The organism is Herbaspirillum sp. ST 5-3 (assembly GCF_004804275.1).
GTDB lineage: Bacteria > Pseudomonadota > Gammaproteobacteria > Burkholderiales > Burkholderiaceae_D > Noviherbaspirillum.
Window position 1 is genome coordinate 371,577 of record NZ_STGI01000004.1, and the last position, 22,402, is coordinate 393,978.

Consider the following 22,402-nt stretch of genomic DNA (forward strand, 5'->3'; position numbering starts at 1 on the left):
TGGCAAACGCAGCAGCGGCATTGCGCCCTGCTGCGTTTTTCATTGCATCGCTTATTCGATGCCCTGGCTTGCGAGGTACTCTTCGTAACCACCATGGAAGTCGATCACTTCGCCGTCCTTCACTTCAAGGATGCGTGTCGCCAGCGATGACACGAACTCGCGGTCGTGCGATACGAAGATCAAGGTGCCGGCGTATTTATCGAGAGCGATGTTGAGCGACTCGATCGATTCCATGTCCATGTGATTGGTTGGCTCGTCCATCAGCAACACGTTGTGCCGGCCCAGCATCAGCTTGCCATACATCATGCGCCCTTTCTCGCCGCCGGACAGGACCTTGACGGACTTCTTCACATCGTCGCCGGAAAACAGCAGTCGGCCAAGGATCGAGCGCACCGCCTGATCGTCATCGCCCTCTTTGGTCCATTGCCCCATCCAGTCGGTGAGGTTCTTGTCGGCGGCAAATTCCTCGGTCGGATCTTGCGGCATGTAACCGACATTCGCGTTTTCAGCCCATTTCACGTTGCCATGATCGGCTTGCAGACCGGTTATTTCGGTGCCGCCAATGCAGCGCAGCAGCGTGGTTTTACCGGCGCCGTTGGCACCGATGATCGCAATCTTTTCGCCGGCCTCAACCAGGATGTTGAAATTCTTGAAGATCGTGCGGTCATAGGATTTCGCCAGCCCTTGCACATCCACCGCCAGACGATGCAGCTTCTTCTCGCCTTCGAAACGGACGAACGGGTTCTGACGGCTGGACGGCTTGATGTCTTCCACCTTGATCTTTTCGATCTGCTTCGCGCGGGAAGTGGCCTGGCGCGCCTTTGACTTGTTGGCCGAGAAGCGCCGCACGAAGTCCTGCAGTTCCGCCACGCGCTCCTTGGCTTTGGCATTGGCTGCGACCTGCTGCGCGCGCGCCTGCGACGACGCCAGCATGTAGTCATCGTAATTGCCCGGGTAGATCTTCAGCGTGCCGTAGTCCATGTCCGCCATGTGCGTGCACACCTGATTCAGGAAGTGGCGATCGTGCGAGATGATGATCATCGTCGAATTGCGATCATTGAGCACGTTTTCCAGCCATCGGATCGTGTTGATGTCGAGGTTGTTGGTCGGCTCGTCCAGCAACAGGATGTCCGGATTGGAGAACAGGGCCTGCGCAAGCAAGACACGCAGCTTCCAGCCGGGCGCGATGTTGCTCATCGGCCCCTGATGCTGGTCGAGCGAAACACCAACGCCAAGCAGCAGTTCGCCGGCACGTGCCTCGGCGGTATAACCGTCATATTCCGCGAACTTTGCTTCGAGGTCGGCGGCGCGCATATAGTCGTCGTCGGTCGCGTCGGGATTGGCATAGATTGCGTCGCGCTCCTGCATTGCCGCCCACATCTCGGTATGCCCCATCATCACGACATCGAGGACACGCATGTCTTCAAATGCGAATTGATCCTGGCGCAGCTTGCCCAGGCGTTCATTCGGGTCAAGCATGACGTTGCCGGCACTCGGCTCCAGGTCTCCGCCGAGGATTTTCATGAAGGTCGACTTGCCGCAACCGTTGGCACCGATCAGGCCATAGCGATTGCCCTCGCCGAATTTGACGGAAATGTTTTCGAACAGCGGCTTGGGGCCGAACTGCATCGTGATGTTAGCGGTGGAAAGCACGGAAAAAAACCTTTTGCGGGATGAACAACGAAACCGGACATTTTACCATTTCGCGGTGCAGCAACACCGGCTTTCCCGAGTCACCCGGGTTCAAGCTCCTTGCAGAAGGCTATGGCGGGCGGCCATGAAGGCGTCTGCTGAACGCTTCAATGTCATTTCATCAACACGCGGCTGATAAAGCTGGCCTCCGATTCCGAAGCCGGTGGCACCGGCCGCGACGTAGGCAGCCATGTTATGCGGCTGAACGCCGCCTACCGGGAACAGCGGCGTCCCGACGGGCAGAATCTCGCGGATTGCCTTTACCGCTGCCGGCGAAATCATTTGGGCCGGAAACAGCTTCAGTCCGTGCGCCCCGGCCTGCAAGGCATTGAAAGCCTCGGTAGGCGTTGTCACGCCGGGTAGCGCGATCATTCCATGCCTTGCCGCGTGCGAGATCACTTCCGGCGCATAGTGCGGGGAAACAATCAATCGGCCGCCGGCTTCCTTGACGGCATCGACGTCGCTCACGCTCAATACGGTGCCTGCACCGATGAGCGCATCATCGGGCGCAATACGCAGCAGTCCGTGTATTGCATCGATGGCGCCGGGACGGTTCAATGGCACTTCCAGCATGCGAAAACCGGCATCGAACAGCACACGTCCGACGCTCGGAACTTCTGCCGGCGTCAGCCCGCGCAGGATGGCAATCAAGGGGCAGGGAAATGGACGAAACAAGTCGATCATGGCTTACCTTTTCAAGTTGAACAGCGCACGCAAGGCCGCGAGGTAGACGCTGTCCGGCTGCCACGAGCGAGCTTCGACACCGAGCAGTTCCAGCGCGCTGAGATAGCGCGACGACAAGGCGGGGCTGCCGATGACCTGCACGGGAGACGGCATGTCGCCATGGGTCTTTTTCAGGATTTCATGCAGTTCGCTCCCGATCAGCAGGCCGGACAAATAGGAAGCGGTATGCTCGGCGGGCATACGATCTGTCACCACCAGCGCACGACAGCAAAACGCCATATGCGTAAAACCACCGTAACGCGCCGCGCTCACGCCGGCTGCGAAGGCTTCCGGCACCGACTGCTCGCCGGTCATCACCTTCGCCAGCGTGCCGTGATGTGACATCAGGGAAAAAAGCTCGCCGGTCATGTATGTGACCAGCTCGATGATTTTTCCGTTCTCGACCCGCACCCATTTGCTGTGCGTACCCGGCAAAAGAAACCAGCCGCCGGACGCACTCAACTCGAGTGCACCCAATACCTGCGTTTCCTCGCCGCGCATGACGTCCGGGAGGCCCTGCGCATCGATGAATTCGTAGCCGGGCACGATGCGGCAGCGCACATCGGGAATTGCGGTCGCGATCTCGATCAATGCCTGATGCAGATGCGACAAAGGCTGGTCCACCGACAGATAGGGAACCTGACGCCATCCGTTGCGGCTGCCGACCATGCCCGACATCACGACATCGGCATGCTCCACGCCCAGGGCCAGCAACAAGTTCTTCAGCGAACCTTCAAAATCGCCTTCCACGTGCAGGATGCCCGCATCGTCGTTATGCTGCCGTACGATCTTGCCGTCGTGGTCCAGGAGATACGCGCGTCGATTGCTGGTGCCCCAGTCGATGCCCAGCAGGTTGGTGGACGGATGAGTCATGTTGGCGCAGTCAAAGAGCAAGTCCAATGTAACGAACGGTATTGCCTGCAGCGCTGGCGAGCGAAGCAGTCTCGCCCCGTACTGAAGTTCGCCCGACGCATCACGCCCACCCGCCGTCGACGATATATTCCTGCGCGCTGCACATCGCCGCATCGTCGGACGCAAGGAACAGCACCATGCGCGCCACATGCCAAGGCATCACCCTGCCCTTCAGGCATTGGCTGCGGTCGATCAGCTTTTCACCTTCTTCATCCACCCAGAGCTTGAGCTGGCGCTCGGTCATCACCCAGCCGGGCGTGACCGTATTGACGCGAATATTGTAGGGCCCGAGATCGCGCGCCAGACCGCGCGTCAAGCCGCTGACCGCCGCCTTGGTGGTGGTATAGACCGGATAACCGCCATTGGCGATATGCCAGCTGGTGGAACCGAGATTGATGATCGCCCCACCGCCGCGCTTCTTCATCCCCTCGATCACCGCCTGGCAAGTGAAGAACATGGGCCGCAGATTGATGGCGACGCGATCGTTCCAGAAATCCACCGTGACTTCTTCCGGCGTGTGCCGCTGATCATTGCCCGCATTGTTGACCAGAATATCGAAGTCGCCGATGTCCCCGGCTACCGATTGCATCACCTTTTGCAGGGCCGGGATATCGCGGATATCGCATTCGCGAAAGACCGGTTTCTCGCGTCCCGCGACTGCCAGTCTTTCACACAGCGCAAGGCTCGCTTCCACCGCGATATCGACGAACGCAACCTTCGCGCCCTGCTCGGCAAATGCCGTGACGATACTTTCTCCAATGCCTGAGCCGCCGCCGGTCACGAAAACGCGTTTCCCCTTCAAGCTGTCGAACGTCGCCAATCCACCTTCTCCGGACATCATTTTTCTCCTGAACTTTCGATTCGATGGTCAATCAATATTGATTCTGAGTCGAAACCCCTCCTCTAGACCCTGTCATGACCATCCAAAAAACCTATCGTCGCAGCCAGGCATGGTTTGAAAAGCAGGACCGCGACGGCTTCGTGCACCGGAGCTGGACCTTGAAAGCGGGACATCCACAAGACGAAGTGGATGGCCGGCCGATCATCGGCATCTGCAATACCTGGTCCGAATTAACTCCGTGCAACAGCCACTTCCGCGAGTTGGCTGAATTTGTCAAACGCGGTGTACTTGAGGCAGGCGGATTCCCGCTGGAGTTCCCCGTGATGTCTCTCGGAGAAACGCAATTGCGTCCGACGGCAATGCTGTTTCGCAACCTTGCCAGCATGGATGTCGAAGAATCGATACGCGGCAACCCGATTGACGGCGTCGTCCTGTTGATGGGCTGCGACAAGACCACGCCCGCCTTGATGATGGGTGCCGCAAGTTGCGGACTGCCGACCATAGGCATTTCAGGCGGGCCGATGTTGAACGGAAAGTTTCGCGGCAAGGACATCGGCTCCGGCACCGGTGTCTGGATGATGTCGGAAATGGTGCGCGGCGGCTTGATGACGCAGCAGGAGTTCAGCGAGGCGGAAGCTTGCATGAATCGCTCCGCAGGGCATTGCATGACCATGGGCACGGCCTCGACGATGGCCAGCATGGTGGAAGCGCTCGGCATGTCGCTGCCCGGCAATGCGGCCGTTCCCGCGCCCGACACGCGGCGCAATCGCCTTGCGCAGTTGAGCGGACGACGCATCGTGCAAATGGTGGAAGAGGATCTCGGCATGGACAAGATCCTCACGCGCGAAGCCTTCGAAAATGCCATCCGGGTCAATGCGGCCATCGGCGGATCGACCAACGCGGTGGTGCACCTGCTGGCAATCGCCGGGAGGGTCGGCATCGACCTCACGCTCGAAGATTGGGATCGTATCGGAAAAGGCATGCCCTGCCTGGTCAACCTCCAGCCGTCCGGCCACTATCTGATGGAAGATTTTTATTATGCCGGCGGCCTTCCCGCGGTGATGAACGAGATCCGGCATCTGCTGCATCTGAACGTGCTGACCGTGAATGGCAGATCGCTGGGGCAAAACATCGAGGACGCGCCCTGCTACAACCGCGATGTCATCAAGAGTATCGATCAACCCTTCAAGGAAAACGCCGGCATTGCCATCCTCAAAGGCAATCTCGCTCCCGATGGCGCGGTGATCAAACCGTCTGCCGCGTCGTCGCACTTGCTCAAGCATCGCGGACGCGCGGTGGTGTTCGACTCGATCGAAGACTTGCGCAACCGGATCGACGACCCGGCGCTCGATATCGACGAGACCTGTGTGATGGTCTTGAAGAACTGCGGTCCATGCGGCTATCCGGGCATGGCGGAAGTCGGCAACATGCCCCTGCCAAAGAAGATCCTTGAAAAGGGTATCACCGACATGGTGCGCATTTCGGATGCGCGCATGAGCGGGACTGCATACGGCACCGTGGTGCTCCACACCTCGCCCGAGGCCGCCATCGGCGGTCCGCTGGCGTTGGTGCGCGAGGGCGACATGGTGCAACTGGACGTCGGCGAGCGCAGCCTGCATCTCGAAGTCAGCAATGAGGAACTGCAGCGTCGCAAGGCCGAATGGGTGCCACCGCCGATGCCCGCACGCGGCTATGCCAGGCTGTATGTCGATCATGTGCAACAGGCGCATCTCGGTGCGGACCTCGACTTCCTCGTCGGGAAGAGCGGCGCGCCAGTGCCGCGCGAATCGCATTGACGGAGGCAGCCATGAACGCCCCGGAATGCGTATGGAACGCACATGCCGAACTCGGTGAAGGCCCGCTATGGTCGGTCCGAGAACAATCGCTCTACTGGGTCGATATCCTGAGTCATTGCCTGCATCGCTACTCGGCGAAAGAAGGACAGCGCACCTGGCAGTTCGACCAGGAGATATCCGCCGTCGCGGAGCGCGCGGCAGAGGACGGTTTGATCATCACACAGCGCCATCGCTTCGCCACATTCAATCCGAATACCGAAGCGCTGACGCCGCTGCTCGATGTCGAGGCAGAGCTGCCGGCCAATCGCTTCAACGACGGAAAGTGCGATCGCCTCGGCCGCTTCTGGGCTGGCACGATGGACTTCGCGGCCAGACAACCGACCGGCTCACTCTACTGTTTGACGCCGGATCTGATCTGCGTCCGCATGGATAGCGGCTATATCGTCACTAACGGCCCGGCCTGGTCTGCGGATGGCCGTACCCTGTACCACAACGACAGCGTCAACGGCCGGGTATTCGCGTTTGATTGCGACCCCGAATCCGGCGCGCTATCCAACAAGCGCTTATTCCTGCAATTCGGTGGAGAAGAAGGATCGCCTGATGGCATGACCACCGATGCAGAAGGCAGTCTGTGGATTGCGCATTGGGGCGCCGGCAAACTGACTTGTCACGATCCGGCTGGCAAGGTATTGCGGTCAATCGAGCTGCCATGCAGCCAAGTCAGCAGTTGCGCATTCGGCGGTTCTGAATTGAGAACGCTGTACATCACCACAGCCGCAACCGGTCTGTCGCCGCAGCAACGGGAACGCGAACCGCTCGCGGGCGGTCTATTTGCGCTAGACATGGACGTCGCCGGCGTCCCCGCCAACTTCTTTCGTGGATAGCGCAGCCAGCCATGAGCACCCAACTTGTTTCGCAGGAATCGGAAACACAACGCCTGCAATTGGCGCCCGAACTGGGAGGTAGCGTTACCGCCTGGGAATGGAAGACCGGCGATGGATGGATATCCTTGTTCCGGCCGTGGGATGGCGCCTCCGTAGATCGCTACACACTGGCATGTTTTCCACTTGTGCCGTGGTCCAACCGGATGACGCAAGGCGGCTTCGAACATGAAGGCCGCATGTATGCGATCCATGCCAACCGGGCCGAAGAGCATTATCCGATCCATGGAGACGGCTGGCTGCAAGCCTGGCAGATGAGCGAGCATGCGCAAGACCGTATAAAGCTGACGCTTGAATCGCGCGGCTTCGACCGAAGCCCCTATCACTATCGCAGCACGCAAACCTTTTTGCTGCTCCCGGACGGCCTGCAAATCGATCTGACCGTTACCAACACCGGCCATGAGTCTTTACCCTTCGGCCTCGGGCTGCATCCCTACTTCGTCCGAAATGACCGGACCCGCCTGCAGTTCAAAGCCGAGGGTGTCTGGCTGTCCGGTGACGATCCGATTCCTGTTGAGCATGCGACCTTATTTCCGCCCACATGGGACTACAACATGCTGTCGTCGCTCGACGGCCCGATGATCGACAACTGCTATACCGGCTGGAACGGCAAGGCACTGATCGATTATCCCGATCGAGGGTTGTCACTCACGATGGTCATGCCCGACTGTAACGGCTACACCTTGCTCTATCGGCCGCCGGGCCGCGATTATTTTTGCCTTGAACCGATCACCCATCCGATCGATGCTTTTCACATGCCGGGCCAACCCGGATTGGCCTATCTGGCGCATGGCGATAGTCTCGCGCTGCGCGCAAAATTTCTGGTCGGCCCTTCAGGCGGCCGGCGATAGGAAGGGGTAACCTGACATCGTGAGCGATACTGCTTGCCCATTCGAACGCAAGTGTGCCTCGCAGCCGACCGCCAGGGTCGCTTTGTCGCGCGTATGCCCGAACGGGAGACCCGTCAGTATCGGAACGCCCAGACGCTCTCGCAGGTAGGCAAGCATGGCTGCGAAATCATAGCCATTGTCATACTCGGTCAAGCGGTAACTGGAAAAATCACCCAGCACGATTGCCTTCTGATTCAGCAATCCGGCGTGGAAGAGTTGCAGCAGCATGCGTTCTACCCGGTACGGATGCTCATTGACGTCCTCGATGAACAGGATGCCATCCGCGATGCGCGGCATGTATGGCGTTCCGGCGAGATGCGCGAGCATGGTCAGGTTGCCGCCCCATAGAATCCCGGACACATCGAGGGCCGGATTTCCCTCGCCTTCAAAGCGCAGGGTATGGGTCTGGCTGGTGACGCACTGCCAGAAATTCGTCAGCGTGAACGTGCTCGTCTCTTCGCGCGAAAAATCGTCGCAGATCATCGGCCCCGCGAAGCTGATCCCACCGCTGTGCGACAGCAATCCCATCTGCAGTGCGGTGAAGTCGCTGTGCCCGACAAACAGTTTCCTGCTTGTCGCCAATGCGGTGAAATCCAGCGCCGGCAATAATCGCGACATGCCATAGCCGCCGCGCAGCGCGAGGACAATCTGCACATCGGGGTCGGATGCCGCCGCATGCAACTGCGCCAGGCGTCCGGCATCCGTGCCGCCGAAGCGCTGATGGATTGCCGAGGCATTGTAGAAATTGCGCACCCGGCATCCGCATGCTTCCAGACGCTTCGTGGCGCGCTCCACCGCATTCACATCCGCCGCATAGCCTCCCGGCGCGACGATCGCCACCGTGATGCCGGAAAGATCTTGTTCTGCTCCCATCGCCTGTCCAGAAAGTGAATCCTTCACGCGCGGCGCGCCTCCGGCTCCAATTCGCCTTTGCAATGCGCCACAATCAATCCGGACAATACACCATCCAGCGCCGGCGGGAAATCATGTCCCATCCCCTCGATCTCATGCAAGATCGAACCCGACACCAAGCGCGCCGTATCGCGTCCGCAGGCGACCGGCACCAGAGGATCGTCAGTTCCGTGGATGACCAGCGTCGGCGTTTTGACGGTTCGCAGCAGCGCTCCCTGGTCACCGGACGACGCCACAGCCATGATCTGGCGCGCCGTTCCGCTCACGCTCACGTTACGCCGCACGCTTGCGGTCACCCTCTTGCGCAATTCTTCATCGGGAGTCGGATATGAGGGGCTGCCGATCACCTTGAACATCTTGACGAAATGATCGATTACGCTGTTGATGTCGCGCGGGTTGTCCGGACGCGAAAACAAGGCTTTGTTCGCCTCCAATGCCGGCCCCGGCAAGCCCGGGCGACCGCTGGTGGACATGATCGAGGTAAGCGTCAATGCACGATGCGGATAGCGCGCCGCGATGATCTGCGCAATCATTCCGCCCATGGATGCGCCGACGATGTGGGCTTTTTCGATGCCGAGTTCGTCCAGCAGACAGGTTCCGTCCTTTGCCATGTCATACAAGGTGTAGCCGCTGAACAGGGGCATGTGAAACAGGGTTTTGAAAAACGCGAAATGCAGATCGGGTTTGCCGAAGTGATCCATCTTGCTCGACAGGCCGCTATCGCGATTGTCGAAACGGATGACGCGAAATCCCTGATCGGTCAATCCTTTGCAAAACGCATCAGGCCATGAAATCAGCTGCAGCCCGAGCCCGGCGATCAGCAGGATCGGCTCGCCTTTCGGATCGCCCTGCAGATCGTAGGCCAGCTTGATGCCATTTGCTTGAATTGTAGGCAAGTCGAATTTCCCTTCGCTATTTTGCGCTTCGGTACAACAATTTCTTCACTCCGTTCAGCCCGTTCGCGTCGAAGCGCTTCCAGTCGCCGTGTGCTTGCGCGAGTCGATCTGCAACGGCGTACAAGGCCGTCGGGTTCATGCACATGCCAAGATGGCTTGCATGAATCTCGATGTTCTCGGAGCGTTCGGATTCACGCTCCACGCTGCAGCGCCACGCGACAACGCCATCGGTCCTGCTATAGATCGATGTTGTCGGCACCGGCGGGGCCTTGTGCAGATGCACCGTGCGCAGATCGCTTTCTATGCTTTGCCCGCTGGCCATCTCATAGAGCCGCCAAGCGTTGTTCGCTTTCGGATTGCCTGCAAATGGCGTGCCTAGCGTAACCACCATGCGTACATCGTCGGGAATCTGTTTCGCGATCTCGCGTGCGTAGATGCCTCCCAGGCTCCAGCCGACCAGGCTCACCGGCGCTTTGTGATGTTGACGCAGAGACTGCACGCGCTCCACGCAACGTTCGATCACGCCGGGGCGAGGGCCGAGATTCAACCCTTGCTCCCATGCATAGGGGACATAACCACACTGCTCGATGTAATTCCGTAATACCAGGGTGGAAAAATCTCCCGTCACCAGTCCCGGAAATACCAGCACCGGATGGCCGTCTCCCTTCGGTACGCTCTTGAGCAGGGGCGCCGCAACCAGCGACGCACCAAACTCCCAGGCCGCGCGCCCTTCGAGCGCGAGCAGAAGCCAGCTGGGAGCTTGCACTTCATGCAATTCATTGTCCGCAGGGGGGCGACGCTTCTGATCGGATTGCTTCAAAATCAGTTTTCTCTGTCGCATCATGATAAGAACACCACACGAAGGTGGGTGTTTGAAGATTACCGATTACTGTACACGAGCGCCGGGAACTCTGCCGGAGCACGAACGCGGGACAATGTCAGGTCTTGTCCGATTCCAGGGCGGAATCGATGGCGCGCTGCGTGGTGCGCCGACGCTCGGCAAAGAACTCTCTTAGCAGCGCACCGCACTCGTCCGCGAGCACGCCGCCGACCACTTCGGTGTGATGATTGAGTTTTTCCTGCTCGAACAGGTTGACGATAGAGCCGCAGGCGCCCGTCTTCGGATCGGACGCCCCGAACACCACGCGCGCCAGTCGCGCATGCATCATTGCGCCGGAACACATGGCGCATGGCTCAAGCGTCACGTAGAGCTCGCAGCCGGGAAGCCGATAGTTTCCGAGAATTGCCGACGCCGCCCGCAAGGCCATGATCTCCGCATGCGCGGTCGGATCATGCGTTCCGATCGGCTGATTGAATCCGGTCGCAATCACCTCGCCGTCCTTCACGACGATCGCACCGACCGGAACCTCGCCCAAGGCCCAGGCATTGTGCGCTTGCGAGATCGCTAATTGCATGTAGACGGACTCTTGCATGAAGTTTCAGTCGTCAGTGATTTCGGCCCAGCAATTGGGGGTTTCGTGCAGGACCAGCTTATGCAGCCGCAAGCCCGTTCCATAACGGTCCTGGTATGCGGCCTTGAGAATATTGAATGCGGTCTGCGCGAGATTCTCTACGGTCGGAATGCTGCTGATGATGACCGTTTTATGTCCCGGAAGCGATTCCAGGAATTCCCGCACAACAGTGTCCTTCTCGTACGCGAGGAAGGCGTGGTCCCAGACATCGACCAGATGTTGCTTTGCCAATGCTTTCACATCGGAAAAGTCCATGATCATGCCGTTGTCGGAACTGCCCTCTTCCTGAATCACGGAGCCAACGAGCGTGATTTCGAGCGTGTAGCGGTGCCCGTGCAAATTGCGGCACTGGCTCTTATGATCGGGAATGCGATGACCGGCATCAAATTCCAGCTTGCGGGTAATGGTCAACATGATAATCAGGGTATTTGAAGCAGCTTATGCGTTTGCAGGCTCAGCTTCCACTTCGGGTGCGCCTTGCAGATTTCAATCGCAAGCCGGGTATTGCGTTCAAGGTCGGGGCCGGCCATCGGCTGCACGTAAAAATGCTCGAACTCCAGCGATTCGTAGTCGGCAAGCGACTGCCCGTCCTGCGGGATGACGACCTTCAGCTCGCTTCCCTTGCGTACGCACAGCTCTGAACCCATTTTCGGACTGACGCAGATCCAGTCGACGCCTGCCGGTACCGGCAAGGTGCCATTGGTTTCAATGGCGATCTCGAAGCCGTGATCGTGCATGCTTCTGATCAGCGCATCGTCCAGCTGAAGCAGCGGCTCGCCGCCGGTAAACACAACGAACTTGCTTGCCGCATAACTTGCCGGCCAGAGAGCATCAATGGTTTGCGCGAGGCTCTCGCTGTCCTTGAACTTCCCGCCCAACTCACCGTCGGTGCCGACGAAATCCGTGTCACAGAACTTGCATATGGCAGAGGCGCGATCGCTCTCCCTGCCGGTCCACAAATTACATCCGGTGAACCGGCAAAATACTGCAGGACGTCCGGCATGCGTTCCTTCCCCCTGCAGCGTGTAGAAGATTTCCTTGACGCTGTATGTCATTCCCACTCGATCGTCGCCGGCGGTTTTCCGGAAATGTCGTACACCACGCGATTGAGACCGCGCACTTCATTGATAATGCGATTGGAAACCTTGCCCAGCAACTCGTGCGGCAAGTGCGCCCAGTGCGCGGTCATGAAATCCTGCGTCTGTACCGCACGCAATGCGACGACGTACTCATAGGTGCGGCCATCGCCCATCACGCCCACAGATTTCACCGGCAGGAATACCGCGAATGCCTGGCTGGTCTTGTCGTACCAGGATTTGCCTTCCTCGTCCTTTGTCGCACGCAATTCCTCGATGAAGATTGCGTCGGCGCGGCGTAGCAGATCCGCGTATTCTTTCTTCACTTCACCCAGGATGCGCACGCCCAGCCCCGGTCCCGGGAACGGATGGCGATACACCATATCATGGGGCAGGCCGAGTGCAACGCCGAGTTCACGCACCTCATCCTTGAACAATTCGCGCAGCGGTTCCAGCAGCTTGAGGTTGAGCGTCTCCGGCAAGCCGCCGACATTGTGATGACTCTTGATGGTATGCGCCGTTTTCTTGCCCTTGCCGGCGCTCTCAATCACGTCCGGATAGATTGTGCCCTGCGCCAGCCACTTCGCATTTTTCAGCTTGCCGGCTTCGGCCTGGAACACTTCGACAAACTCGCGCCCGATGATCTTGCGTTTAGCTTCCGGATCGGAAACGCCGGCCAGCTTGCCCATGAACTGCTCGGTCGCATCGACATGGATGACCTTCACGCCCAGGTTCTTGCCGAACATGTTCATCACCATCTTGCCCTCATCGAGCCGGAGCAAGCCGTGATCAACGAACACGCAGGTCAACTGATCGCCGATGGCGCGATGAATCAAGGCCGCTGCGACACTGCTGTCAACGCCGCCCGACAAGCCGAGAATGACCTCGTCATTGCCGACCTGCTTGCGAATCGCCTCGACCGCCTCCGAGATGTAATCGGGCATGTTCCAGTCCGCCTTGCATCCGCAAATCTCGTGGACGAAACGGCTGAGGATCGCTTTGCCCTGCTGCGTGTGCGTTACTTCCGGGTGGAATTGCACTGCATACAGCTTCCGCTCTTCGTCGGCCATGCCGGCGATCGGACAATTATCGGTCGACGCCATCAGTTTGAAGCCGGGCGGCATCTCGTTGACTTTATCGCCGTGACTCATCCACACCTTCAGCATGCCGTGGCCTTCCGGCGTCACGAAGTCGCTGATGCCATTCAGCAGCGACGTATGTCCACGCGCCCGAATCTCTGCATAACCGAACTCGCGCACCTTGCCACTTTCAACCTTGCCGCCCAGTTGCTCGGCCATGGTCTGCATTCCGTAGCAGATGCCGAGCACCGGCACGCCGATCTCGAAAACCGATTGCGGCGCGCGCGGCGTATCGCCCTCGGTCACCGAATTCGGTCCGCCCGACAAGATAATGCCGGCCGCGCCATAGTTGCGCACGAAGTCATCGCTGACATCGAAGGGAAAAACCTCGGAGAACACGCCGGCCTCGCGCACGCGGCGCGCGATCAGCTGAGTTACCTGGGAACCGAAATCGAGAATGAGAATTTTAGAGTGCATGGAGTGCGAATAAAAAATCAGGATAAATCTGGAGTCGCCTTGACTACCCGATTGCGCCCCGCGTCTTTCGCGGCATACAGCGCCATATCGGCTCGGCTGATCAATTCTTCTGTTGTCGCAGTCGGGAACAAGTCCGTGGAGGCAACGCCCGCGCTGATCGTCAGATTCAGCGTCGTGCCACCGATCACCTCCGGCTGCGACACAATCGCAAGCCGCATCCGCTCCGCCACGGCCATTGCCGTCGAATGGGACGATCCTGGCAACACGATCAGGAACTCTTCGCCGCCGTAGCGCCCCAACGCTTCCTGAGGGCGGATGCAGGAACGCAAGCGGCTGGCGACCTTGACGAGCACGGTGTCGCCCGCCGGGTGTCCGTATGTGTCGTTGATCTTCTTGAAAAAATCAAGATCGGCAACGATCAGCGACAACGGCACGCCGGCCTTGTCGCAGCGGACCGCCTCGATCGTCAGGATGCGCATGATTGCACCCCGGTTCCAGGTGCCGATCAAGGGGTCGATCAGCGACTTGCGCCGAAGGTTCTTGTTCTTCTTCTGCAGATCCAGCTGCGATGCATTGATCAGGCGGAGATGCAATTCGCGCTCCACCAGCGCAGCCAGGTCCGCAAGCAACTGAATATCTCGTTCGCGAAACGCGGGCCGCGGCGCATAATCAACCAGGTTGATGCTGCCAACCAGCGCCTTGTCGCCGTTATAAACCGGATGCGAAGCGTAAAAGCGTATATACGGCGCGCCAGTGACTGCCCGATGCTGGCCGAGCAGCGAATGACTGCGCGTATCCGGCGCCACTACCGGCTCGTCCTGGAGCGACATGCCGTAGCAAAAAGCGGTCTCGATCGATTCGATGGACCGTACGCCGTCGGGAAAAACCGGCGGCGTATCTCCAAATCTGATCACGCAGTTCGCCACATCGAACAGAGTCTTGCCTATGCGGCTGATCCTCAGCATCTGCTGGTCGACATCACCATTCAGAACATCGGCCTGCTCTGGTCGCAGTATCGATGTGTCTGTGTGCTTGGTGCTATCCACGCGTGTCATACCGTTGAATACATGCGGAGATCATTCCGCACGGTAGTTCGGCGCTTCTTTCGTGATCTGCACGTCATGCACATGCGACTCGCGCATGCCTGCCGACGTAATTTCGACGAACTCGGCCTTCTCGCGGAATTCATCAATCGTCGCACAGCCGCAATAACCCATCGACGAGCGTACGCCTCCGACCAGCTGATACAGGATCGCCAACACACTGCCCTTGTAAGGAACGCGGCCTTCGATGCCCTCCGGGACCAGCTTGTCGGCATTGCTCGCCGAATCCTGGAAGTATCGATCCGCCGAACCTTCGCTCATCGCCCCCAAGCTGCCCATGCCACGATAAGACTTGTAGCTACGGCCCTGATACAGAATCACTTCGCCCGGCGCTTCTTCAGTGCCGGCAAACATGCTGCCCATCATGACGCTGGAGGCGCCCGCGGCCAAGGCCTTGGAGATGTCGCCGGAGAAGCGGATGCCTCCGTCAGCGATACAGGGAATGCCGCTCGACTTGAGAGCGTCGGAAACGTTGGAAATTGCCGTGATTTGCGGCACGCCTACGCCGGCCACAATACGCGTCGTGCAGATCGAACCCGGGCCGATGCCCACCTTGACGCCGTCCGCGCCATGCTCGGCCAAGGCCAACGCCGCTGCAGCGGTAGCAATATTGCCGCCAATGACGTCCACCTGCGGATAATGTGTTTTCACCCACTTGACGCGCTCAAGCACGCCTCTCGAATGGCCATGCGCCGTATCGACCACGATCACGTCCACACCGGCTTTCACCAGCAGGTCGATGCGCTCGTCATTGTCGGCACCGACGCCAACCGCTGCACCCACGCGCAGCTTTCCGTGTTCGTCCTTGCAGGCATTCGGATGCGAGGTCGCTTTCTGAATGTCCTTCACCGTGATCAGGCCGCGCAGCTCAAATGCGTCATTCACCACGATCACGCGCTCCAGGCGGTGCTTGTTCATCAGCCGCTTGGCTTCGGTAAGCCCTGCGCCTTCCTTCACGTACACCAGGCTTTCACGCGGCGTCATCTTGGCACGCACTTCCGCATCCAGCTCTTCTTCAAATCGCAGGTCGCGGTTGGTGATGATGCCGACTACGGTCTTGCCTTCGACGACCGGAAAACCGCTGATGCCATGCTGCTCGGACAGCGCGATCACGTCGCGAATGCGCGTGGTCGGCGGAATCGTGATCGGATCACGTACCACGCCGGACTCGAAACGCTTGACCTTTGCGACCTCGCGGGCCTGATCTTTCGGCTTGAGATTCTTGTGAATAATGCCTATGCCGCCCTCCTGCGCCATCGCGATTGCCAACCGCGCTTCGGTGACCGTATCCATCGCGGCCGACAGCAGCGGAATATTCAGGGTGATGTTGCGCGTCAGGCGCGTTTTCAGGGAGGTGTCTTTGGGGAGAATGTCCGAATGTGCCGGGACGAGCAGCACGTCATCGAATGTGAGTGCTTTTTGGAGTAGACGCATAGTGATTCCTATAGGCGCAAAAGCGGATTATACAGTAATCCACGGAACACGTTGTTTTTGCGTACTTTTTTAGACGAAATCTCCCCTCTCGTTGATTGACATCCCCGTCAAAGCATGGCGAAATCCACACTATGTTTCTGGTGCAAGGATACCAATGATCCGTTTTTCACTTCGACACCTGGCCGCCTCGGCGATCGCCATGACAACGATCTCCCTGAGCGGCGCCGCGTTCGCGCAATATGTGTGGCTTGATGAGCGAGGCATCAAGCAATTCTCGGACATGCCGCCGCCGGCTTCCGTCCCGGCGAATCGCATCCTGAAACAGCCGAGAGGCGGCACGATCCCGGCAACAACGCCAGCCGAAAATGCAGCCCCGGCTACGTCGTCGGCCAAGCCCGAGTTGACCATCGCGGAGAAAAACGCAGAATTTCGCAAGCGGATGACCGAGCAAGCGGAAAAAGAGAAGAAAGCCGCAGACGAAGCCCGGGTCGCGTCTGAGAAGGCCAAGCGGTGCGAACACGCACGGGATTATCTTCGTACGCTGGACGCCGGCGGCCGTATGGCTCGCGTCGACAAGAATGGGGAACGCACGTTCTTGACAGATGAGCAACGCGCACAGGAGCGAAGCGATGCTCAAAAAGTACTCTCCGAATGCAAATAAGAGTGCGACCTGTCCAGGGATGAAGACCGCTCAGCGGTTCTTCGCCTCTTCCTTTTTTACGGCCCGCTTGCGACGGGATTCCTTGGGATCGGCAATCAGCGGCCGGTAGATTTCGACGCGATCGCCATCACGCAGGACAGTGTCCAAGGCCTTCAGCTTCCCATACACACCAACGCGGCAGACGGCAAGGTCGATTTCCGGCAAGTCGCGCAGCATGCCGCTCTGCTCTATGGCGAATTGCAATGTCGCACCTTCACGCACATCCAGCTCCCGCATGTGATGCGATTCCGGCCTTGCGTAGCAAACCTGCACGCGGATGTCAGTCATACACCGTCTCCGCCCGCTTGCAAAAGGAATCAACGAAACTGTTCGCGATCATGTTGAATACCGGGCCGATGATCTGCTCCAGCATCTTGCTGGAAAATTCATATTCCAAGTCGAATTCGATCTTGCAGGCGTCCGATCGCAAGGGTTTGAAGGTCCACGTTCCGTTGAGATGCTTGAAAGGTCCCTCAATCAGCACCATCTTGATCGAAGTCGGAGGTGTATTCGTATTCTCCGTCGAAAAGGATTGCTTGACGCCATGGTAATTGATCGTCATCGACGCGATCACCTGGTCGCCATCTTGATGCTTCACTTGAGCGCCGCCGCACCATGGAAGAAACTTCGGATAGTCCTCGAAGTTGCTAACGAGCGCAAACATCTGCTCGGCGCTATACCCAAGCAATACGGACTTATGTACGACAGCCATTGAAAATAATCCGTTTGATAAAATACGAACTTAGAATTTTAACTGACCTGTCCTGTTTCCCACATTCATGAGCATTGTTGACAATAAAAAAGCCTTCCACGATTACTTCATCGAGGAACGCTTCGAAGCAGGTATGGTTTTGGAGGGATGGGAAGTCAAGGCGATTCGCGCCGGACGCGTTCAGTTGAAGGAAGCCTACGTCATCGTGCGCCAGGGAGAGGTCTTCTTGTTCGGCGCCCACATCAGCCCGCTATCTGCCGCTTCCACCCACATCAATCCGGATCCCGTCCGCACACGCAAGTTGCTGCTGAATGCAGAAGAAATCAAGAAACTGATCGGCAAAGTCGAGCGCGCCGGATACACGCTGGTTCCAATCAACATGCACTTCGCCAAGGGCCGGATCAAATGCGAGATCGGCCTGGCCAAAGGCAAGAAGCAGCACGACAAGCGCGAGAGCGAAAGACAGCGCGACTGGCAGCGCGAGCAGCAAACCATCCTGAAGCAGAATCGACGCTGAGTCTCCGACCGGCGCAGCATTACGCTTTCTGCTGCGACTTCACAACCTGCATGGCACTTGCAATCAGCCCGCTGATGTCGCTCATGTTGGCCGGAACAATGATGGAATTATTGGTCTTGGCGAGTTGCGAGAAGGCGCTCACGTATTGCTCGGCCACCTTCAGGTTGACTGCGTCTGAACCGCCGGGTTCGCGGATTGCCGCAGCCGTCTTGCGCAAGGCTTCCGCACTTGCTTCGGCGATGGAAAGAATCGCTGCTGCCTGCCCTTGTGCACGATTGATCGCGGCCTGTTTTTCACCTTCCGATCTCGCAATAGCCGCTTCGCGTTCGCCACTCGCGATGTTGATCTGCTCCTGCTTGCGCCCTTCCGATGCTGCGATCAATGCGCGCTTTTCCCGCTCTGCGGTGATCTGCGCCTGCATGGCATGCAGGATCTCTTTCGGCGGCGTCAGATCCTTGATCTCATAGCGCAGCACTTTGACGCCCCAGTTTGCGGCCGATTCATCGATCGCATTGACGATCGCCTTGTTGATGTAGTCGCGCTCTTCAAATGTCTTGTCGAGTTCCAGCCGTCCTATGACTGAGCGCAGCGTCGTCTGCGCCAACTGTGTAATCGCCGCGATATAGTTCGAAGAACCGTAGGATGCGCGCATCGCATCGGTCACCTGAAAATACAGGATCCCGTCAACCTGCAGTTGCGTATTGTCCTTGGTGATGCAGACTTGGCTGGGCACATCGAGTGGAATTTCCTTGAGCGAATGCTTGTAGGCGATGCGATCGATAAAGGGAAGCACGATGTTGAGTCCCGGGCCAAGCGTCGCGTGGTACTTGCCCAAGCGCTCCACCACCCATGCATGCTGTTGCGGCACCACATTAATGGTCTTGACAACGAATACCACCGCGACAATAAAAATCACCAGACTGAGGGTTCCAAAACTCATTTCCACTACCCGTCCTTTCTTGTTATTTGTCGCTATTTGCGACGATGAGACGACTTCCTCTTACTTCGCGGATGACAAACATTCCCGGCTGTGCGCGGGCGCCGTGCTCAAGCTCCACATCCCACTGCGCTCCCCGGTAAGTAGCGCGCGCAGTTCTCGCTTCGCCAGCATTGCCGGACCAAGCGTCGACGACAAGCGTCTGACCGATGTCGAGATTGACATTCGGATCGCGTGCAGCCTCTCGCCTCGCTGTTCTTCCCCACTTGCTGCGCCTCAGACCGTAAGTCGCGATGCTGCCTACAATCGCCGCCACGACCAATTGCGCGCCGTCGGAAGCGCCGGCCAATGCGGCCGTGCCGCCGGCGGCGAGGCCGATTCCGATCATCAGAAGGTAGAACGTTCCGGTGAACATCTCAAGAATCATGACAACGCCCACCAGAATGAACCAGATCATCCACTCCGCCATACGCCCCCCCCGTTCCCTATTTGATTTTTTCAATCATATGTCAAAAACAAAAAGCCCCCGCTCTCCAAAGAGTCGCGGGGGCGCAATACACCCAGGTACTGCTGTTTTTGTTGGTTATTGTTCGGTAACAAGTTGGCTCAAGTCTAATCCAAATTTCCATAGCGTCAAATGCTTTTCCTCCGCATTTTGCCGGCACACAACAGCGCAGCGCGTAAACAAAAAAGCGCGGACAGGACGTCCGCGCTTTTCGTGAAACGTGCGTAGGAAAAATCCCTACAGCAAACTCGGATTAACTTGCTGACGCCAACTTCTGCCAAGTGTCAATCACGGTATCGGGATTCAGCGAAATCGAGATGATCCCCTCCTTCATCAGCCATTCCGCAAAGTCCGGATGGTCGGATGGGCCTTGGCCGCAAATACCGATGTACTTGCCTTGTGCACGACATGCCGCAATCGCCTTGGACAGCAGCGCCTTTACCGCGAGATCGCGTTCATCGAAATCAACGGCCAGCAACTCCATGCCGGAATCACGATCGAGACCCAAGGTCAGCTGGGTCAGGTCATTGGAACCGATCGAGAAGCCGTCAAAGAACTCCAGGAACTGTTCGGCCAGAATTGCGTTCGACGGCACTTCGCACATCATGATCAGGCGCAAGTCGTTTTCACCGCGCCGCAAACCATTCTTCGCAAGAAGGTTCACCACCTTCTCGGCCTGGCCCAGCGTGCGAACGAACGGCACCATGATCTCGACGTTGGTGAAGCCCATGTCATTGCGCACGCGCTTCATCGCTTGGCATTCCATCTCAAAGGCTTCCGCAAAATCGGGAGCCAGGTAGCGTGCCGCTCCGCGGAAACCAAGCATCGGATTTTCCTCGTCCGGCTCGTAGCGCGATCCACCGATCAGCTTCTTGTACTCGTTCGATTTGAAATCGGACAGGCGCACGATGACCGGCTTCGGCCAGAACGCGGCCGCAATGGTCGCAACGCCTTCCGCAAGCTTGTCGACGTAAAAAGCCTTCGGCGAAGCATGGCCCCGCGCAACGGATTCGACCGCCTTCTTCAGATCCGCATCGATACCCGGATATTCCAGAATGGCTTTCGGGTGCACGCCGATGTTGTTATTGATGATGAATTCCAGACGCGCCAAGCCAACGCCGCCGTTCGGGATCGACTGGAAGTCGAACGCGAGCTGCGGATTGCCGACGTTCATCATGATCTTCAGCGGCAAGTCCGGCAAGGCGCCACGAGAAACTTCCGACACTTCAGTTTCCAGCAAGCCGTCGTAGATCCTGCCCTCATCGCCCTCCGCACATGACACGGTCACCAGCGTTCCATCCTTCAGCATGTCGGTCGCATTGCCGCAGCCGACTACCGCCGGCACACCCAGCTCACGCGCAATGATCGCCGCGTGGCAGGTACGTCCGCCGCGATTGGTCACGATGGCCGATGCACGCTTCATCACCGGCTCCCAGTTCGGATCCGTCATGTCAGCGACCAGCACATCACCCGGCTGCACACGTTCCATCTCGGAGGGATCACGAATCACGCGAACCGGACCGGCGCCGATCTTCTGGCCGATTGCGCGGCCTGAAGCGAGTACCGTGCCGCTGCTCTTGAGCTTGAAGCGCTGCTGCACATCGGTCGACTTTTGCTGCGACTTTACCGTCTCAGGGCGTGCCTGGAGAATGTACAACTTGCCGTCCCGGCCATCCTTGCCCCATTCGATATCCATCGGGCGGCCGTAGTGTTTCTCGATAATGACTGCATATTTCGCCAGTTCAACGATTTCCTGATCGTTCAGCGAATAACGATTGCGCATCTCGATAGGCACATCGACCGTTTTGACCGATCGCCCGGCCTTGGCTTCACCGGTGAATTCCATCTTGATCAGCTTGGAGCCGATATTGCGACGGATGACTGGCAGTTTGCCTTTTTCCAGCATCGGCTTGTGAACATAGAACTCGTCCGGATTGACCGCACCCTGCACAACGGTCTCGCCCAATCCATAGCTGGAGGTGATGAACACCACGTCCGTGAATCCGGATTCCGTATCCAGCGTGAACATCACGCCTGCGGCACCAACATCGGATCGAACCATGCGTTGTACGCCTGCAGAGAGTGCAACCTCGGCATGCGTAAAGCCTTTGTGCACACGATACGAGATCGCACGGTCGTTATACAGCGACGCGAAGACGTGTTTGATCGCTTCGAGCACATTGTCGATGCCTACCACGTTCAGAAAGGTCTCCTGCTGACCTGCAAACGATGCGTCCGGCAAATCCTCAGCAGTTGCGGAAGAGCGTACGGCAAACGACATTTCCGCCGTCGAACTGGCGACGAGATGCTGGTAAAACTCGCGAATCTCCTGCTCCAACCGCGGCTGGAAAGGTGTTTCGATGATCCATTGGCGAATTTCAGCACCTGCCTGCGCCAAGGCTCGGACATCGTCGATGTTGAGCGTGGACAAGCGATCGGCGATACGCTCTCCGAGCGTTGCCCCGCCACTCGTGCTGAACGCAAGAAAATCACGGAAAGCCTGAGCGGTCGTTGCAAAACCGCCCGGCACGCGGACGCCGGCACCAGCCAGCTGGCTGATCATTTCGCCGAGCGACGCGTTCTTGCCGCCGACGGACTCAACGTCCGTCATTCTCAGGTTTTCAAATGAAGCTACGTACGTAGCCTCCTGGGTCGCCCCGGTGGATAATGCGTTGGACATAACTACCTCTATTTTGATGATAAGAAATCTTCATATGCGCCGTCGCCGCTCGGATCTTTTTGTTATTCTTGGTGAGCACGGTGTGATGTAATCAATTGGTTGTCATT

General features: G+C 58.2%; 23 protein-coding genes. 5 read left to right on the forward strand and 18 right to left on the reverse strand.

What is annotated here, in order from left to right:
• Positions 1 to 51 precede the first annotated feature (51 nt).
• The 4 genes from E6W33_RS10835 to E6W33_RS10850 all read right to left on the reverse strand — a co-directional run bounded on the left by E6W33_RS10835 (position 52) and on the right by E6W33_RS10850 (position 4,165).
• Positions 52 to 1,653, reverse strand: a complete 1,602-nt coding sequence (locus E6W33_RS10835) for an ABC-F family ATPase (RefSeq protein ID WP_136417298.1) — start codon at positions 1,651 to 1,653, stop codon at positions 52 to 54.
• A gap of 90 nt (positions 1,654 to 1,743) precedes the next feature.
• Positions 1,744 to 2,376, reverse strand: a complete 633-nt coding sequence (locus E6W33_RS10840; protein WP_136417299.1) for a 2-dehydro-3-deoxy-6-phosphogalactonate aldolase — start codon at positions 2,374 to 2,376, stop codon at positions 1,744 to 1,746.
• Positions 2,377 to 2,379: 3 nt separating this feature from the next.
• Positions 2,380 to 3,288 carry a 2-dehydro-3-deoxygalactonokinase gene (locus E6W33_RS10845; RefSeq protein WP_168798607.1) on the reverse strand — a complete coding sequence of 303 codons (909 nt, stop codon included), beginning with the start codon at positions 3,286 to 3,288 and terminating at the stop codon, positions 2,380 to 2,382.
• 100 nt (positions 3,289 to 3,388) lie between these two features.
• Positions 3,389 to 4,165: an SDR family oxidoreductase gene (locus E6W33_RS10850; RefSeq protein ID WP_136417473.1), complete on the reverse strand. Its 777-nt coding sequence runs from the start codon at positions 4,163 to 4,165 to the stop codon at positions 3,389 to 3,391.
• Positions 4,166 to 4,242: 77 nt separating this feature from the next.
• Between E6W33_RS10850 and E6W33_RS10855 the strand changes: the two genes are divergently transcribed.
• From E6W33_RS10855 to E6W33_RS10865, 3 genes are read left to right on the forward strand one after another with little or no spacing between them, the layout of a single operon-like run.
• Entirely contained in the window at positions 4,243 to 5,964 is a 1,722-nt protein-coding gene (locus tag E6W33_RS10855) for an IlvD/Edd family dehydratase (protein ID WP_136417301.1), read from the forward strand.
• Positions 5,965 to 5,975: 11 nt separating this feature from the next.
• Positions 5,976 to 6,848, forward strand: coding sequence for an SMP-30/gluconolactonase/LRE family protein (locus tag E6W33_RS10860; protein ID WP_136417302.1), 873 nt, complete (start codon positions 5,976 to 5,978; stop codon positions 6,846 to 6,848).
• Positions 6,849 to 6,859: 11 nt separating this feature from the next.
• A complete protein-coding gene (locus tag E6W33_RS10865; protein WP_136417303.1) occupies positions 6,860 to 7,756 on the forward strand; it encodes an aldose 1-epimerase in 897 nt (298 codons plus the stop codon).
• Here the strand turns inward: E6W33_RS10865 and ldcA are convergent.
• The 9 genes from ldcA to guaB form a co-directional block, all read right to left on the reverse strand.
• Entirely contained in the window at positions 7,739 to 8,668 is a 930-nt protein-coding gene (gene ldcA, locus E6W33_RS10870; RefSeq protein WP_136417304.1) for a muramoyltetrapeptide carboxypeptidase, read from the reverse strand. The two genes, E6W33_RS10865 and ldcA, sit on opposite strands and share 18 nt — an antisense overlap.
• A gap of 23 nt (positions 8,669 to 8,691) precedes the next feature.
• Positions 8,692 to 9,603: an alpha/beta hydrolase gene (locus E6W33_RS10875; RefSeq protein WP_136417305.1), complete on the reverse strand. Its 912-nt coding sequence runs from the start codon at positions 9,601 to 9,603 to the stop codon at positions 8,692 to 8,694.
• A gap of 16 nt (positions 9,604 to 9,619) precedes the next feature.
• Positions 9,620 to 10,447 carry an alpha/beta fold hydrolase gene (locus E6W33_RS10880; RefSeq protein ID WP_247869615.1) on the reverse strand — a complete coding sequence of 276 codons (828 nt, stop codon included), beginning with the start codon at positions 10,445 to 10,447 and terminating at the stop codon, positions 9,620 to 9,622.
• A gap of 94 nt (positions 10,448 to 10,541) precedes the next feature.
• Positions 10,542 to 11,036, reverse strand: a complete 495-nt coding sequence (gene tadA, locus E6W33_RS10885) for a tRNA adenosine(34) deaminase TadA (RefSeq protein WP_136417306.1) — start codon at positions 11,034 to 11,036, stop codon at positions 10,542 to 10,544.
• A 6-nt stretch (positions 11,037 to 11,042) separates the two neighbouring features.
• Positions 11,043 to 11,489, reverse strand: a complete 447-nt coding sequence (gene queD, locus E6W33_RS10890; RefSeq protein WP_136417307.1) for a 6-carboxytetrahydropterin synthase QueD — start codon at positions 11,487 to 11,489, stop codon at positions 11,043 to 11,045.
• A 5-nt stretch (positions 11,490 to 11,494) separates the two neighbouring features.
• On the reverse strand, positions 11,495 to 12,130 hold the full coding sequence (queE, locus tag E6W33_RS10895) for a 7-carboxy-7-deazaguanine synthase (RefSeq protein ID WP_136417308.1): 636 nt from the start codon (positions 12,128 to 12,130) through the stop codon (positions 11,495 to 11,497).
• On the reverse strand, positions 12,127 to 13,707 hold the full coding sequence (guaA, locus tag E6W33_RS10900; RefSeq protein WP_136417309.1) for a glutamine-hydrolyzing GMP synthase: 1,581 nt from the start codon (positions 13,705 to 13,707) through the stop codon (positions 12,127 to 12,129). The genes queE and guaA overlap by 4 nt, the downstream gene beginning before the upstream one ends.
• Positions 13,708 to 13,724: 17 nt before the next feature.
• On the reverse strand, positions 13,725 to 14,753 hold the full coding sequence (locus tag E6W33_RS10905; RefSeq protein ID WP_168798608.1) for a sensor domain-containing diguanylate cyclase: 1,029 nt from the start codon (positions 14,751 to 14,753) through the stop codon (positions 13,725 to 13,727).
• A gap of 30 nt (positions 14,754 to 14,783) precedes the next feature.
• Positions 14,784 to 16,244 (reverse strand): IMP dehydrogenase, encoded by a 1,461-nt coding sequence (gene guaB / locus E6W33_RS10910; RefSeq protein ID WP_136417311.1) that lies wholly within the window; start codon positions 16,242 to 16,244, stop codon positions 14,784 to 14,786.
• A gap of 154 nt (positions 16,245 to 16,398) precedes the next feature.
• Between guaB and E6W33_RS10915 the strand changes: the two genes are divergently transcribed.
• Positions 16,399 to 16,905, forward strand: a complete 507-nt coding sequence (locus E6W33_RS10915) for a DUF4124 domain-containing protein (RefSeq protein ID WP_136417312.1) — start codon at positions 16,399 to 16,401, stop codon at positions 16,903 to 16,905.
• A gap of 30 nt (positions 16,906 to 16,935) precedes the next feature.
• Here the strand turns inward: E6W33_RS10915 and E6W33_RS10920 are convergent, their stop codons facing one another.
• Positions 16,936 to 17,232 carry an RnfH family protein gene (locus E6W33_RS10920; RefSeq protein WP_136417313.1) on the reverse strand — a complete coding sequence of 99 codons (297 nt, stop codon included), beginning with the start codon at positions 17,230 to 17,232 and terminating at the stop codon, positions 16,936 to 16,938.
• Positions 17,225 to 17,656: a type II toxin-antitoxin system RatA family toxin gene (locus E6W33_RS10925; protein ID WP_136417314.1), complete on the reverse strand. Its 432-nt coding sequence runs from the start codon at positions 17,654 to 17,656 to the stop codon at positions 17,225 to 17,227. The genes E6W33_RS10920 and E6W33_RS10925 overlap by 8 nt, the downstream gene beginning before the upstream one ends.
• Before the next feature lie 67 nt (positions 17,657 to 17,723).
• Here E6W33_RS10925 and smpB point away from each other — a divergent pair, with 67 nt between their 5' ends.
• On the forward strand, positions 17,724 to 18,173 hold the full coding sequence (gene smpB, locus E6W33_RS10930) for an SsrA-binding protein SmpB (protein WP_136417315.1): 450 nt from the start codon (positions 17,724 to 17,726) through the stop codon (positions 18,171 to 18,173).
• A gap of 19 nt (positions 18,174 to 18,192) precedes the next feature.
• Here smpB and E6W33_RS10935 read toward each other — a convergent pair whose 3' ends face one another.
• The 3 genes from E6W33_RS10935 to ppsA all read right to left on the reverse strand — a co-directional run bounded on the left by E6W33_RS10935 (position 18,193) and on the right by ppsA (position 22,295).
• Positions 18,193 to 19,113, reverse strand: coding sequence for a stomatin-like protein (locus E6W33_RS10935; protein ID WP_211097302.1), 921 nt, complete (start codon positions 19,111 to 19,113; stop codon positions 18,193 to 18,195).
• Between the two features lie 22 nt (positions 19,114 to 19,135).
• The gene (locus E6W33_RS10940; protein ID WP_136417475.1) at positions 19,136 to 19,579 is read right to left on the reverse strand and encodes an NfeD family protein; all 444 of its coding nucleotides are present in this window, start codon (positions 19,577 to 19,579) and stop codon (positions 19,136 to 19,138) included.
• 289 nt (positions 19,580 to 19,868) lie between these two features.
• Positions 19,869 to 22,295 carry a phosphoenolpyruvate synthase gene (ppsA, locus tag E6W33_RS10945; RefSeq protein WP_136417317.1) on the reverse strand — a complete coding sequence of 809 codons (2,427 nt, stop codon included), beginning with the start codon at positions 22,293 to 22,295 and terminating at the stop codon, positions 19,869 to 19,871.
• Between the last annotated feature and the right edge of the window lie 107 nt (positions 22,296 to 22,402).